We start from the raw sequence: 16,588 nt of genomic DNA on the forward strand, positions 1-16,588 counted from the left end.
TTGAGACAGCCTCCTTTAATAGATTGTTTCTAATCCGTTGGCTAAGGCCAAACGGGAATGAAAATATGGTTGTCCGCCAGTTGGAGTTTGCAAATCCCTACCGGCTAAGTAATCAATATAGAGCTCCTAAAATTGCGTTAGTTTAGCATCCGTCAGTTAAACCACAATTAGGCTCATCACTATATCTCTCATCGTTGGAGACACTGGTATTTCTTGGTTGTTAACAAGCACCACTTTAAGGCCACCGTGTTTATCTATTTTGGTAATATGGTTTGTGTTAATAATATAAGACTTATGAACCCTAATAAATTGAGGATGTTTTTCAAGTATTTTTTCAAAGTGCGAAAGGTTTTTACTTACCGTAATTTCTTCTTGCTGCGTATTTACAATGGCAACATAGCTGCCATCTCCCTTAATAAAGCTGATTTCTTTAAAAAGTATACTGCCATATCCATTTCTATTAGGGAAAAACATTCGTTCTTGCTGTGTTTTTAAAAAATCTGCAATGGAGTTTTCAGCTGCTTTTCCACTGCGTTCGCTTACCCTACTCAATGTTTTAGTTAACTCATCGGGATCAACAGGCTTTAATAAGTAATTGATAGCATTGTATTTAAAAGCTTGTAGCGCATACTCATCATAAGCAGTAACCATTACAATTTGGGTATTGGGCATATCGTCAAGTTTTTCCAATACATCAAAGCCTGTTTTTTCGCCCAAATTAATATCTAAAAAAATAAGATCTGGCGTATTTTTGGTTAAATAATTCACAGCATCTTCGTAACTGTTAGCTGCTCCAACTACTTCCGCAGTTTCGTTGCAGTAATAATCAAGTAAAAATTCTAGAGAGTTAATGGCTCTTTCTTCGTCATCGATAAGGTAACAAGTTAATTTTTTCATATAGGTAGGTGTATAGTTAGTAGGGTTATAATGCCTTTGGGTTTATTGGCATAAAATGCAATGGTGTTGTTGTGGTGGTTATTCTTTTGGTTTATAAAATTTAAACGCTCTTTGATCATGTAAAGTGCGTGACCTTCTTTTAGTTCAGCTAAATCAGCCAATTTTCCATTTCCATTATCAGAAATTGTTATTTTTAATACGTTTTCCTTTTTAAATAAAATTGAAATATGTTTATCAACAGTTTTGCCTTTAAAGCCGTGTTCTATAGCATTTTCTACAATGGGCTGCAATAGCATTGGCGGCAACTTCATTACTTTTGTGTCTTCATCGGCAATAATTTCAAATGTAAATTTATCGCTATACCTCTTCTGTTGTATAAATAAATATTTCTCCAGAAATAATTTTTCATCATTAACTGTGATATGTGCTTTTTGGTTAAATTCTAAAATATTTCTGTGTAATGAAGCAATACGTTGGAGGTAAATTATGCCGTTGTGTGTATCTTTTTGTATGATATAATCTTGCAGCGCATTTAAGGCATTGTATAAAAAATGAGGGTTAAGCTGGTTTAAAAATGCCTTGTTTTCTATATCCGCTATTCTATTTTCGAGCTTTATTTTTTGTAAGGTATTTTTTTGAAAATGATTGACAACCAGCCAAGTAGTATAAGCTATTGCAGCAATAAATATAAGCAGTACCAGCATAAAGAACCAAGTGGTTTGCCAAAATTTAGGCTTAATAATAATTTGATAAACCATGGTTTGGTTTAAGTTTACATTGGCTAACCTTACGTTGATCTTTAATAAATAACTACCAGGAGAGAGGTGAGTTAGTACAAAATTATTTCCTGTAAAGCTAATCCAGCCATCGGGATCATTCTGCTTTTCGAAAGAGTAGCTCTTTTGGTAATTGTTATGCTGCGGGTTAAGGAATTGAACAGTAAAAAGTAGTTCTTTGGTTTTATTGTCTGGCAATATGGTTTTTTCTGTAGGATAAAATAAGGTAGTATCTTTTAACGTGATGGCGGCTAAGTTAAAATCTGCGTTGTTTTTAAGTGGGGCTAACTTTGCCTTTGGAAATTGGATGTATCCCACATCGGTAAGTAAATGCACTTTGCTACGGCTAACATCAAAATCGAGGAGGTTAAGACGTAATAAAAATGATTTAGTGCTAAAAACGGTTGCAATGTCTGTACCCTTTTTAGTATCCAAATAGGCCAACTCGCTATCATTGATAAAATAGGCTGACTGGCCAGACATGACAACTTTTTTAAATATTCCTTTACTGATTTGCTTTGTCTTGCCAAAAGAAAAATCGGTAGCAAAAACACCTTTAGAAGTGCAAAATAATATGAGCTGGTTGTTTTGTACGTAAATGTCTTTAATAGTTCCAATTTGAGGAAGCATTATTCGCTCAGTTATAGTTTGCAACCGCTTGTCGTAAACATATAAGCTATCATCAGAGGTGCTAAACAATACCTTGTCTTGGTAATAATCGCCTTTACGGATACCTCTAATATTGTTATATTTTTCACTTTTAAGATGCTCAGTTTTTGTTTTAAAGTCAGCGCTGTAAAAGGCAACGGAGTTAGAGAAATACAAACGGCCATCGTTAGAAATATCTTTTGTTAAGGCCTTGTGAGGTGGGTTAATAAATGCAGAAAGTGATTTGATAGAATTTAGCGTAAACGGAACATCAGTTTTATGATAGCTATTAGTGGTGTTTTTGGCCACATTAAGTAAGAAAAAACGGTCTTCGCTAGGGTTATTGATAACCACTACATCATCGGTAGGTGCCTTAATAAAGTAGGGGCCAGTAGTGAGCGCTGTCAAGGGGCTAAGGTTCACATCCAGGTAAGATTGCCCAATTACGTTTAACCCTTTGCCTTGTAATGTGTACCAAATATTGCCAATTTTATCTTTCGCTACCGATATGCCATAACCTTTTTCGCTGATCAGTTCTAGTTTGGCTGTCTTTGGGTTGTTTAAATAGTTTTTGGCCAGATAAATGCCTCCTTCTCTACCAAATACAGCAAGGTATAAATCTGTGCCGCTAATCTCTAAATCAACAATAAACTTGTCTGCTCCGGGTATGAACTGATCTATACTTAACAGGCGATACACACGATCTTTGCTTTTAAACAAAATTTCGCTATCAAGAATAACCGTGCCGTACTTACTAATTCGGGTAGTGTTTTTTAACCACCATTTTTTTGTAGGAAAGTATTTTTGTTGTATCAAATCCCAGTTAACCTCTTCATATAAACTCTTGTTGAAATGATAATCTTGGTTGTTTGCAAATAAATAGGTTTTATAATCGATGTTTTTTAATGATTTAACCGTTGTTTGTTCTTTATGTAAAGACACAATCTGCAAAGTGTTTAAAAAATTAAGCGTATCTGCTTTTTGGTAAGCATACATAAAGGCCCCAATTACTTTTTGTTTAGTGTTGCTTGGATTGATGTTGGTGGTTTTATTGGTTAGCGTATTTATTTTGGTAATTTTAGAGTTAAAAGCTAAAGCCCAGATGTTGTTTTCTTTGGGCTGATAAAATAGGTTAACTACATCTTCATCTGCCAGTCCGTTTTGTGTGTTAAAGGTTTTAAAGTTTGTACCATTGTATTTTACCAATCCTTTATCGGTACCTAACCAAACATTGCCGTTTTTATCGCAATGTATTTTGTAAATGTTGTTACTGGGCAGATTAGTGTTTGTGGTATTGAAACGATACGATAGCCGCTGTGTTTGTCCATAAGCAAAACCCCTAATTAAAATCAGGTTCAACAGTACAAAAATGTAAATCCTTTTCATCAGTTTAAATCTGGCCTATTGTATTTTTTTGGTAGCGGCTATTGGTTTCACTCCCTATTGTCTTTTTATCAATAAGCTTACCAAAGTTTTCTTTAGCACTAGTTGGTCATCCAATTGCTAATTCAAAGCAAGTAAAACAAATGTATGCAAAGCAATTAAGATACTAAAGGCGAATAATTTACCTGCTTGTTGTTAACATTTAACCTATTTCTTTGAGCAGTTTGTTGCCCATTGGGGGTAAAAAATACCAGTAAAGTGCCCTACTGCTTTATGGATCACACTCCTATAAGTTTTAAAAATTAAGATTTCACAAAGTCAAAATAGGGTTTCGTAAACTGAAGTGATCGGTTTGGTTATCTCGCAAAAGCCTAGAGCAATTTTTGCCATTAACGAATAGTATATGCTCATCAGAAGAAATAACAAACGATGAGCATGACGTACTAATTCGAGGATAATAAAAATCAAGATATGAAAAGAAAGTTTACGCTACTATTTACATTATTGTTGGGGATATTGGCTTTTAATACAAAAGCCCAAAATACCTACTATTGGTTTGGTGGTACAGGCAATTGGTCTGATATTAACCATTGGTCGTTAACTTCTGGTAACAGCGGTGCGGTATTGGCTCCACAGGTGCCTACTGCATTAGATAATGTGGTTTTTGACGACAATTCAGGCTTTGGTACTACCACGGCATCTCGTACGGTAACTTTTACGGCGGTGTCTTATGCCAACGATTTTAGTGTGTTAACCACGGCAAGCGGTAATGCACCAGTTTTCACCAACAATGGTCATAATTCAAATTTTCCGTATTTAAAAGGAGATTTTTTACTTTCCCCAAATACGGTTTGGAATGTAAGGCATATCTCTTTTGGTACCACAGATGCAGCAGAAACCGTAAGCATACAGACAAATGGCGTAACTTTAAACGGAAGCATTTATTTTGCCGATGCGGGTATTAAAAGTTTAGCTGGCGCATTAACAGCAACTGGTGTAGTATGGTCGGCAACGGGTACTGTTAATACCAATAACCATACACTTTATATAGAAAGTTATTTTAATGTTACCACTGCGGTTACCTTAAATTTTGGTAATTCAGAAATCAACGTAGGTCAGTTTGTAGCTTCAAATGCAGTCATTAATTCTTCAAACATCATTATTGTTCGAGGGTCTAATCTAACAAGCGGTCCATTAGCATTTAACGTAAGAAACAACAGCAGCTTTAATAAAGTGAGACTGATGGCTGGTGGTAATGTTCGCACTACAGGCATGCTTTCAACGAATTAACTTTAGATAACCATACGTTGATTGAAGGTTCAAATACCATCAATAACTTAAAATTGGGATCTGCTAGGCAATTTACTTTTGTTGGTGGGCAAACCACTACTGTGGGTACTTTAGAAGCTAGCACACCAGATTGTACAGGTTTGATGGAATTAAGTAGCAGCACTACAACCCAAGCTACCCTAAGTATAGCATCAGGTACGGTAAATGTACCTAATGTACGTATTACAGGTATCAACGCTACTGGTGGCGCAACTTTTACCGCAACAGGGGTAGATAATGGCAATAACACCGGTTGGACTTTTACCGAGCCAGCTCCCAAAACCATTTATTGGGTAGGTGGTGCCGATGGCAATTGGAACAACCAAGCCAACTGGTCGGCTACTTCGGGCGGTGCAGGTGGTTATTGTATCCCTACCCAATTTGATAATGTACTATTTGATGGGGGTTCTAATGTGGCTACAGCAATTACAATTACTGGCGTACAAGGTTATTGCAGATCGATAACAGTAAATGGGGTAACAGGCACACCAAATTTTAGTGCTGGTACATTAAATATTTATGGTTCTAGTATATGGCAAGCTGGTATGACCTATAATTTTACTACTTGGTATCGCGGTAGCTTGCCAACAAATACCATTACCAGCAACGGCGTTACGTTTTTACAAGATGTTTATTTTGATAACCTAAGCGGTGGCTGGACTTTACAAGACGCCTTGACTTTGTCAAATAACAGGGATTTGTTGTTTGCAAGAGGAACAATTAATACCAATAGCCAAAACGTAACTGCCAGACAATTTACACAGCTTTCAGGTACCCCGGCTGCAGATTTGATGGCTCGTGCGCTTATTTTGGGTAGTTCGCAAATTAATTTAGAAAGATGGCAACACAACGCTGGCGGAAGTTTAGATGCAGGAACCAGCCACATTACTGTTTCGATGGCTGCTGGAAACTCAACCTATGCAAGTTTTATGAGTTACCCAGGGCACCATTACCATCAGGTAACCTTTAGTGCCACATCAACTTCGTCGTCCAATAGATTTAATACTACTTTTGATACGGTTACGATTTTAGGTAGTCATACTTTTTATAGCACAGGCTCGGTATATCGGGTGTTAAACTTAACAGGAGGTAAAAATTATTATTTTCAAAGTGTTACCACTACTACCATCAACGAGCAGTTAAATTATAATACGCCAGATTGTTCGGGTATTCCATTTTTTACTTCCGCTACGCCTGGAAGCAGGGCAACTATTAGTATGCCAGCATCGGCTGGAGCAGTGCATATTCCTAATGTAAGGATACGTGATATGGCGGTAACTTATGGTGCCACTTTTACAGCCACAGGTGTAGATTTGGGCAACAATTTAGGATGGACAGCCATTACCGAAGATGCCACCCCTAAAACTTTATATTGGATAGGTGGTTCTGGCGAGTGGACCGATGCAAGCCATTGGACCACCAATGCAAATGGCACACCATCTGCAACAGGCTGTGTACCTACTCGTTTTGACAATGTGATTTTTAACGAGTTTTCTGGTCCGGGAGTGTTTACGGTAAATAATACCAGTGCCGTTAACTCTGAGTGCCACGATATGACCTGGACTAACGGTGTAACTGCTGGTAGCAGAATGCAGGGCAATACGGTTGAAGTAGGAGGCTCATTACGTTTGGCACCGGGAATGATTTGGAATGCAGTAAACTTATATTTTAGGTCTAACGATATGGGCGAAACCATCGAGACTAATGGTGTAGCGATAAACTCTAGCAGCGGAACGAACGGTTTAATCCAGTTTGTAGGCAACGGCGGCTGGACTTTGCAAGATGATATCAGCACCAATTCTCGAATTTTATTGTATTCAGGTAATTTAGATGTCAACGAAAAAAACATTCAGGCTCACACCTTTAACTATCCTCAAAACGGAATACCGATTACTACCACCGCTACTTTAGACATTAGTAATGCCACAATTAACGTAGTGGGTTGGAGTTTTAGAAACACTAATATTAACACTACCAATAGCCAAATCAACATCAATGGTAGCTTTTATGCCACCAATGGGGTAGCTTACCACAATGTAACTACAGGTACTAATACACAAATTTTTAATAGTTCTAGCACTTTTAATGAGGTGGTGCTTAATGGTAGTACCACAATGCAAGGTAGCAATACCTTTAAAAAACTTACATTGGCCACTAGACAGCTTACTTTAAGTTTAAATAATGGTACCACGCAAACGGTGCAAGAAAATTTATCTATTAACGGCACACCTTGTTTCAATACTACGTTTAGATCCACTACCGGTACTGCTAATATGAATGTATTGGCAGGTACTACCGATTTTGATTATGTAAACGTACAGGGTATTAATGCCACAGGTATGCCTTTGGTTTTTAACCGTAATTCGAGCAACAATGGCAATAACACCAATATCACTTTTATTACGGGTACTGGTGGCTTGGTAGGTTTGGGACCAGATTGGGAGTGTCATTATATCGACCCGGCAGTGCCAAGCAGTTATACCTTAAGTGCAGCTGGTTTTTATGGTGGGCCTTTAAGTACTTATAGTTGGACAAAAGTTGGTGACCCTGCTCATACAGGAGTTCTAGGTACAAATCCCACACTTGATATTTCTACATTAGGCTATGGTACTTACAGGGTAAGTGTAGATTATGGTGCTGATCCTGCTTGTGCAGCAGTAGATGAAATCACTATATTTAGACCAATTGCGGCACCTACTTATCAAGTTGTTGGCCAAACCTTTCAAACTTTTTGTGCTAATAATGCCCCTAAGGTTGCAGATTTACTTGCTGCCGGAACAGCTATTTTATGGTACGAAAACTCAACTGGAGGTACAGCTTTAGACGTAAATACTTTACTTGTACACGATAAAGTTTATTACGCATCTCAAACAATTGATGGTTGCGAAAGTGTAGAACGTTTGCCTTTAACGGCTAAACTTTCTGTAATAGCTACCCCAACCGTAGTAGTTACGCAACCAAGCTGTGCAACTACTACGGCAACAATTACAGTAACTAGCGCAACTACAGGTTTAACTTTTAGTGTTGATGGAGTAGATTATAGTAATACTACTGGTGTATTTACTGGTATCGCCGCGGGGGCAAATTACAGCATCACAGCAAAAAATGCCGATGGCTGTATCTCAACAGCAGTAACAGGAACAATTGACCCTGCAAAAACCGAAGCTACTGCGCCAGTTGTGACCATTACGGCACAACCGGTTTGCGGTACGCCAACAGGCGCTATTGCAATTACCGCAACTGCCGGCCACACCTACAGCGTAGATGGCGGTGCATTTACGGCAACCTTAACTTATGCAGGTTTAGCCCCAGGCACACATAACGTAGTGGCCAGAAGTGCCGATGGCTGTACTTCTACAGCAACAACTTTTACCATTGACCCTGCAAAAACCGAAGCTACTGCGCCAGTTGTGACCATTACGGCACAACCGGTTTGCGGTACGCCAACAGGCAGTATCACTATTACCGCTACAGCGGGCCATACCTACAGCCTAGATGGCGGAGCGTTTACCACTACCTTAACCTATACAGGCTTAACCCCAGGTGCACATAACGTAGTGGCCAGAAGTGCCGATGGCTGTACTTCTACAGCAACAAGTTTTACCATTGACCCTGCAAAAACCGAAGCTACTGCGCCAGTTGTGACCATTACGGCACAACCGGTTTGCGGTACGCCAACAGGCGCTATTGAAATTACTGCCACAGCGGGCCATACCTACAGCCTAGATGGCGGAGCGTTTACCACTACCTTAACCTATACAGGCTTAACCCCAGGTACACATAACGTAGTGGCCAGAAGTGCCGATGGCTGTACTTCTACAGCTACTACCATTACTATTGACCCTGCAAAAACCGAAGCTACTGCACCAGTTGTGACCATTACAGCACAACCGGTTTGCGGTACGCCAACAGGCGCTATTGAAATTACTGCCACAGCGGGCCATACCTACAGCCTAGATGGCGGAGCGTTTACCACTACCTTAACCTATACAGGCTTAACCCCAGGTACACATAACGTAGTGGCCAGAAGTGCCGATGGCTGTACTTCTACAGCAACTACTATTACTATTGACCCTGCAAAAACCGAAGCGACTGCACCAGTTGTGACCATTACAGCACAACCAGTTTGCGGTACGCCAACGGGCGCTATCGAGATTACCGCTACAGCGGGCCATACCTACAGCCTAGATGGTGGCGCTTTCACAGCAACCTTAACCTATGCAGGTTTAACCCCAGGTACCCATAACGTTGTTGCTAGAAGTGCAGATGGCTGTATTTCTGCAGCAACAAGTTTTACCATTGACCCTGCAAAAACCGAAGCTACTGCACCAGTTGTGACCATTACGGCACAACCAGTTTGCGGTACACCAACAGGCGCTATCGCAATTACCGCCACAGCAGGCCATACCTACAGCCTAGATGGCGGAGCGTTTACCACTACCTTAACCTATACCGGCTTAACCCCGGGTACCCATAACGTTGTTGCCCAAAGTGCCGATGGTTGTATTTCTGCAGCAACAACTTTTACCATTGACCCTGCAAAAACCGAAGCTACTGCACCAGTTGTGACCATTACGGCACAACCAGTTTGCGGTACGCCAACAGGCGCTATCGCAATTACCGCCACAGCAGGACATACCTACAGCCTAGATGGCGGAGCGTTTACCACTACCTTAACCTATGCAGGTTTAACCCCAGGTACACATAACGTTGTCGCTAGAAGTGCCGATGGCTGTATTTCTGCAGCAACAACTTTTACCATTGACCCTGCAAAAACCGAAGCTACTGCGCCAGTTGTGACCATTACGGCACAACCAGTTTGCGGTACGCCAACGGGCAGTATCGCCATTACCGCTACAGCGGGCCATACCTACAGCCTAGACGGTGGCGCTTTCACAGCAACCTTAACCTACACCGGTTTAACGCCAGGCGCCCATAACGTTGTTGCCCAAAGTGCCGATGGCTGTACCTCTACAGCAACAACTTTTACCATTGACCCTGCAAAAACCGAAGCTACTGCGCCAGTTGTGACTGTTACGGCACAACCAGTCTGCGGTACACCAACAGGCGCTATCGAGATTACCGCAACAGCGGGACATACCTACAGCCTAGATGGCGGAGCGTTTACCACTACCTTAACCTATGCAGGTTTAACCCCAGGTACACATAACGTTGTCGCTAGAAGTGCCGATGGCTGTATTTCTGCAGCAACAACTTTTACCATTGACCCTGCAAAAACCGAAGCTACTGCGCCAGTTGTGACCATTACGGCACAACCAGTTTGCGGTACGCCAACGGGCAGTATCGCCATTACCGCTACAGCGGGCCATACCTACAGCGTAGACGGTGGCGCTTTCACAGCAACCTTAACCTACACCGGTTTAACGCCAGGCGCCCATAACGTTGTTGCCCAAAGTGCCGATGGCTGTACCTCTACAGCAACAACTTTTACCATTGACCCTGCAAAAACCGAAGCTACTGCGCCAGTTGTGACCATTACAGCACAACCAGTCTGCGGTACGCCAACAGGTGCTATTGAAATTACTGCAACAGCGGGACATACCTACAGCGTAGACGGTGGCGCTTTCACAGCAACCTTAACCTACACCGGTTTAACGCCAGGCGCCCATAACGTAGTCGCTAGAAGTGCAGATGGTTGTACTTCTACAGCAACTACTATTACGATAGACCCTGCAAAAACCGAAGCTACTGCGCCAGTTGTGACTGTTACAGCACAACCAGTTTGCGGTACGCCTACTGGGGCTATTGAAATTACCGCAACGGCGGGCCATACCTACAGCCTAGATGGTGGAGCGTTTACCACTACCTTAACCTATACAGGCTTAACCCCAGGTACACATAGCGTTGTTGCACAAAGTGCAAACGGCTGTACCTCTACAGCAACAACTTTTACCATTGACCCTTCAAAAACCGAAGCTACTGCACCAGTTGTGACTGTTACAGCACAACCAGTTTGCGGTACACCAACAGGCGCTATCGAGATTACCGCAACAGCGGGCCATACCTACAGCGTAGACGGTGGCGCTTTCACAGCAACCTTAACCTATACCGGCTTAACCCCAGGTACACATAACGTTGTTGCTAGAAGTGCAGATGGTTGTATTTCTGCAGCTACTATCATAACAATTACACCAGCACTAATTATACCTACTGCTACCATCAGTTACGCTGGTCCTTATAAGAAAATAGGTACGGCAAATGTTGTCGTAACGGGTCAATTGGGTGGTACATTTAGTTCTACCACTGGTTTAAGTATAGATCCAGGTACTGGAACTATCAACTTGGCTACAAGTACAGCGGGTACTTATGTGGTAACTTACAATTTTACCAACGGTTCTTGTACATCTAGTACAAACACAACTGTAGTGATTATAGATTTGGTAACAGACTTATCCATCGTTAAAACGGCCAGCACTCTTACACCAATTATCGGAGAACCTATTGTTTTTACCATCGTGGCTAAAAATAATGGAGTAGACGAAGCAACGCAGACTGTAGTAACAGATCTTCTTCCTGCTGGTTATACTTTTGTGAGCTCTACCACTACTACTGGGGCATACAACCCTTTAACAGGCAGTTGGACCGTAGGTAATTTAAGTAATGGTGCAACAGCTACTTTAACCGTTACCGCAATAGTAAATACAACTGGGTCTTACGCCAATACAGCTACAATTTCTGGATATGAACCTGATCCTAACCAGCTAAACAACACCTCAACAGTTACGCCAATTCCAATTGCGCCCAGTGCAGATTTGAGTATCGTAAAAACAGCTTCTTTGGGTACAAAAGCCATAGGCGATGAATTTGAATATTACTTAGAAGTGAAAAATAATGGTCCACAAGCTGCTACTCAGGTAATTGCTTCTGATGTGCTACCTAATGGTTTAACTTATCTATCGGCCACAAGTGCAAACGGTACTGTTAATTACGGTTTTGGCAATAGAACAGTTACTTGGGATATTGGAAACTTGGTGCCCGGAGCAACCGTTAGGTTGGTAATAAAGGTCAAGGCTACAAATCCAGGTGTATTAGTTAACACCGCAACGGTAGTGGGTAAAGAAATAGATCCTAATCAAGCTAACAATACTTCTACTCACACCTTAGAGATTATGGATTTGAAGATACCAAACGTAATTACGCCAGATGGTGATGGAAGAAACGATACGTTTAAAATAATCGGTTTAAACGCTTATCCAGACAACAGTTTAATCATATACAACCGCTGGGGTAACGAGGTATGGCATAGTACAGGTGCATCTTATAAGCAGGATTGGGCTGCAAATGGACTAAATGATGGTACTTATTTCTATATCTTAAAACTAAAAGATAATACAGGCAACTGGCAAGTGTTTAAAGGCTGGATAACCCTGTTGAGAAATTGATGGGATTGTTGAAAACGGGAATTTTTTCCTCAATCTGGGATAAGCTTTACTACATTTTTGCAAAGAATATCTCTTAAATAATTGAATTAAGCACAATAGGCCTAATTTTTTGTAAATGGCATTCTGTTTGAATTTAGAATACAAAATATGATAAAAAAACCTGCTTGCAGGATTTAATATATGAAGAATATGAAAAAAGGAATAATCTTATTTCTACTAGTTGTTTTTGCGCAAGTTTCAAATGCGCAACAAGATGCGCAATATAGTCAGTACATGTTTAATGGCATCTACATTAACCCAGCTTATGCAGGTTATAAAGAGCAGCTAAACTTGCACAGTTTTTACCGCAACCAATGGACGGGCATTAAGGGCGCTCCCAAAAGTGCATCGTTAGCTGTAGATGCAATTGCAAATGATGGAAACGTTGGCTTAGCTTTCCAATTGGCCTCAGACAAGTTAGGTGCGCAAAGCACCATAGCGGGTTACGCAAGTTACGCCTACCTATTAAGGGTGGGTAATGGCGAAAACTCTAGATTAGCACTGGGCTTGGGCGTAGGTGTTTTGCAAAACAGCATAGATGGTAATTTGCATCAATCCATAGATCCAGATGATCCTAGGCTATTAATGGGGGTAGAACGTACCATATTGCCAGACGCCAGAACAGGCGTTTTCTATTCAAATGACAGGTGGTACGCTGGTGCTTCGGTTGATAATTTAATTGCTCAATATCTGGCAAAAAACAATGGTTCTTTAAGTTTGTTTCCGGTACAAAAGCCACACTATTACCTAACAGCGGGTATGATGGTTCCTATCAATGAAACAGTTCAGTTAAAACCATCGTTTCTATTGAAAGATGATAGAGGCGGGCCAACCAGCTTAGATATCAATGCTTTTGTGTTGTTGGCTGATAGAATTTGGTTAGGTGGTAGTTACCGTACTGCTGTAAAACTGTACGATAAATCTTATTTGCAAAGAGATTTGGCACAGTCTAACTCTATTGTGGCAATGACCGAATTTTTTGCTACCCAACAATTACGTATAGGCTATGCCTTTGATTATGCCACTAGTAGCCTAAGGGGCAACACCGGAGGTACACATGAAATTTCAATAGGTTTTTATATTAAACCAAAAAGCATAAGAATGCTATCTCAAAGGTATTTTTAAGATAGCCCCAAATTTATAGACGTATCCCACTTGTATTTGGATGAACCGTTAATGTTTAAGTAGCCATTAACATCATAGGATAAAATTTTTTAAACATAAAAAGGAACATCTGACCCACTAAAAACAAAATTATAAACAGATGAAAAGAAATATCATCATTGCCATAAGCTTATTGAGTACGTTGTTACTAACCAACTTAAAAGTAAGTGCCCAATATGTGCTTAAAGAAGCTGATGCCCAATTCGAATTATTTAACTTCGAAAAAGCGGCCCAGCTTTATACAGAGGCTTACCAAAAGAAGAAAACATTAAAGGCCACACAAGGCTTGGCAGAAAGCTATCGCCTAATGAGAGATTTTAAACAGGCGGCAAGTTGGTATGCCATTTTGGTAGAAACTGAGGGTGCAAAAATTGATGCCTTTAAATGGTATGCCGAAATGTTAAGGAATAACGGGAAGTACAGCGAAGCCAAAGAGCAATACACCAAATATGGTCAATTGCTAAAAAACCCAACACAAGAAGAACTATTACAGGTTTCAAATTGGAAAAAATCTTGTGACTCTGCTGTAAAATGGATGCGCAACCCTAAACAAATTACCATTAATAATGAAAAAACACTAAATAGTGCACAGTCTGATTGGGCACCAGTAGTTTATAATAATGGCTTGGTGTTTACTTCTGATAGGACAGATGCGCAAGCACAAAAAGTAAATACAGCTAGGCCATTTTTAAAGTTTGATACCGGGAAAAAACCTGATAGAAACACCTACGGTTGGACTGGAAACGATTATTTAAGGGTGTATCAGCAAGCATCTGGAAGTGATGCCTTTTCACTTTTCCCTTTAAAAACCAGTTCTGATTATCACGTAGCTTCAACTTCGTTTAGTGCCGATGAAAATGAAGTTTATTTTACGCTTACCCGTATTCCGAAAGATATAGAAAGAGTTAAGGGGATGCCAAGTACCATCAATATAGAAATTTACAGTAGCCGCAAAAATGGCGATACTTGGTCGGAACCAGAAGCTTTTAGGTACAATAATATACAAGAATGGTCTGTTGGCGATCCATTTTTAAGCCAAGATGGGAAGTTGCTATTTTTTGTATCAAACAAACCAGGCGGCAAGGGAGGAACCGATATTTATTTTTGTGAGCGTACCAGCGATGGAAAATGGGGAGCTGCCGAAAACTTGATGGCGGTAAACTCTGTAGGGAACGAGCGTTCGCCAGTAATGCACGACGGCTATTTATATTTTTCTACCGATAACGGTATTGGCATGGGCGGTTTAGATATCCATAGAGCAAAAATAGTGAATGGTGGCTTGGTAAGTATGGAGAATATGGGTTATCCTATTAACTCTCCGCAAGATGATTTTACCTTTCGCCCAACAGGAAAACTTAAAGGTTATTTTGCATCTAACAGAGATGGCGGAATGGGGCAGGATGATATTTACAGTTTTATTGAGCAAGAGAAGTTGAAATTCCTTGTTCAGGGAAGAGTATTTAACAAAGAAACAAATGTGCCTTTATCAAACGCAGTGGTTACGCTAAAGAAAACAAACGGTACACCGGTAATGGTACAAACGGATGATGATGGAGGTTTTAAATTTAATCTCGACGAAAATACAGATTATGATTTGCTGGCCGATAAAACGAATTTCAGAAGCGATAAAGCAAACATCACAACAAAGGGATTAACAAGCTCAAAGCCTATTGAGCAAAATCTTTACTTAACCGCCATTGTAAGAAACAAACCTATCCGAATAGAAAATATTTTTTATGATTTTGATAAATCAAACATCAGGAAAGATGCAGCTGTAGAGTTAGATAAGTTGGTGGCCATTATGAAAGAAAATCCAACCATTTGGATAGAGCTTGGCTCACACACCGATAGCAGAGGTAACGATCAATACAACCAATGGCTATCGCAAAGTAGAGCAAATTCTGCCGTACAATACATCATAGATAGAGGAATTGATAAAAGCAGAATTACGGCCAAAGGTTACGGCGAGAGTGTGCCAGTTAATAAATGTACCAACGGTGTAAAATGTAGCGAAGCGGATCATCAACTTAACCGAAGAACAGAGTTTAAAATTGTGAAGCAGTAGACAGAAAATTAAATTACCTATTAAACTTTTATTTACACTACCTATGAAATTAAAAGTTATAATTACCGGAGGGAACGGCCTAGTGGGCCAAGGCGTGCTGCTCAAGTGTCTCGAAAGTGATGAAATAAGCGAAGTGTTATTAGTGGGGCGTTGGTCTAGCGATATTACGCACCCTAAATTAACAGAGTTGATTATACCAGATCTGTTAGACTTAGATTGCTACGAGCATTTGTTGGTGGGCTATCATGCTTGTTTTTACTGTTCTAGAATTGTGCCTGTAGAGGCAGATGAAGAGAGTTACTCGAAATTTACAACGCATACTGCATTGGGTTTTGCCTCCCAAATATTAGTGCTTAATCCTAACATCGTATTCTGTTTCTTATCTAGAAGCAAGGCTACAGATGGGAAATTAACTGCCGATGCCAAAACCGCTTGTATGGTAGAGGCGGCATTGAGTAAACTTATTTTTAGGAAATTATTCTTTTTTAGAACCAACTTGGTTGCTCCGCTGGCCCGTCAGAGAAATTTAAGCTTTTGGCAGCGCTTATTGGCATTTGGCTATCCTTTGTTAAAGTTTTTGGTGCCAAATAGAATTAACACGTCAGCGGAGGTAGGTCTAGCTATGATTAGGGCCCTCATTACGGAAACAGAAAGAAGAGCTTTAGGCGCTAGGGAGATACGAGCCTTAGCATCATGATGTACTTTTAAGCAATAGTTTTAGAAAATAGTGGGTTTTTGTAGTGTGCTTTTTGTTTTTGGTAACCGTATGGTGCACTAGCAGGAAATTGGTGGTTATGTTGGTTTTTCAAGAGCAATCTTTTTTTGAGTAGTTTGCGGCCACGCCTATTTATTGTCGCAATACTTTAATCGTCAATATGTAATTG

Annotated in this window: 7 protein-coding genes; 5 read left to right on the forward strand and 2 right to left on the reverse strand. The window is 40.4% G+C overall.

The window, feature by feature from the left end:
* Positions 1-156: 156 nt before the first annotated feature.
* Positions 157-897 (reverse strand): LytR/AlgR family response regulator transcription factor, encoded by a 741-nt coding sequence (locus OVA16_RS09270; protein ID WP_267765079.1) that lies wholly within the window; start codon positions 895-897, stop codon positions 157-159.
* Complete coding sequence (locus tag OVA16_RS09275; RefSeq protein ID WP_267765081.1) at positions 894-3,707, reverse strand: sensor histidine kinase; 2,814 nt, start codon at positions 3,705-3,707, stop codon at positions 894-896. Before OVA16_RS09275 ends, OVA16_RS09270 begins: the two co-directional genes overlap by 4 nt.
* Positions 3,708-4,175: 468 nt before the next feature.
* Between OVA16_RS09275 and OVA16_RS09280 the strand changes: the two genes are divergently transcribed.
* The 5 genes from OVA16_RS09280 (at position 4,176) to OVA16_RS09300 (ending at position 16,401) form a co-directional block, all read left to right on the forward strand.
* On the forward strand, positions 4,176-4,994 hold the full coding sequence (locus OVA16_RS09280; RefSeq protein ID WP_267765082.1) for a hypothetical protein: 819 nt from the start codon (positions 4,176-4,178) through the stop codon (positions 4,992-4,994).
* Between the two features lie 17 nt (positions 4,995-5,011).
* Positions 5,012-12,436, forward strand: a complete 7,425-nt coding sequence (locus tag OVA16_RS09285; protein ID WP_267765083.1) for a gliding motility-associated C-terminal domain-containing protein — start codon at positions 5,012-5,014, stop codon at positions 12,434-12,436.
* 189 nt (positions 12,437-12,625) lie between these two features.
* On the forward strand, positions 12,626-13,600 hold the full coding sequence (locus OVA16_RS09290) for a type IX secretion system membrane protein PorP/SprF (protein WP_267765085.1): 975 nt from the start codon (positions 12,626-12,628) through the stop codon (positions 13,598-13,600).
* 139 nt (positions 13,601-13,739) lie between these two features.
* Positions 13,740-15,704 (forward strand): OmpA family protein, encoded by a 1,965-nt coding sequence (locus OVA16_RS09295; RefSeq protein WP_267765086.1) that lies wholly within the window; start codon positions 13,740-13,742, stop codon positions 15,702-15,704.
* 43 nt (positions 15,705-15,747) lie between these two features.
* On the forward strand, positions 15,748-16,401 hold the full coding sequence (locus tag OVA16_RS09300) for a hypothetical protein (RefSeq protein WP_267765087.1): 654 nt from the start codon (positions 15,748-15,750) through the stop codon (positions 16,399-16,401).
* The last annotated feature ends 187 nt before the right edge of the window (positions 16,402-16,588 follow it).

It is taken from the genome of Pedobacter sp. SL55 (assembly GCF_026625705.1).
GTDB lineage: Bacteria > Bacteroidota > Bacteroidia > Sphingobacteriales > Sphingobacteriaceae > Pedobacter.

What these genes read in the sequence shown, in the direction of transcription:
- OVA16_RS09270 (WP_267765079.1), bottom strand. Translation starts at nt 897, where the DNA reads ATGAAAAAATTAACTTGTTACCTTATCGATGACGAAGAAAGAGCCATT.
- OVA16_RS09275 (WP_267765081.1), bottom strand. Translation starts at nt 3,707, where the DNA reads ATGAAAAGGATTTACATTTTTGTACTGTTGAACCTGATTTTAATTAGG.
- OVA16_RS09280 (WP_267765082.1), top strand. Translation starts at nt 4,176, where the DNA reads ATGAAAAGAAAGTTTACGCTACTATTTACATTATTGTTGGGGATATTG.
- OVA16_RS09290 (WP_267765085.1), top strand. Translation starts at nt 12,626, where the DNA reads ATGAAAAAAGGAATAATCTTATTTCTACTAGTTGTTTTTGCGCAAGTT.
- OVA16_RS09295 (WP_267765086.1), top strand. Translation starts at nt 13,740, where the DNA reads ATGAAAAGAAATATCATCATTGCCATAAGCTTATTGAGTACGTTGTTA.
- OVA16_RS09300 (WP_267765087.1), top strand. Translation starts at nt 15,748, where the DNA reads ATGAAATTAAAAGTTATAATTACCGGAGGGAACGGCCTAGTGGGCCAA.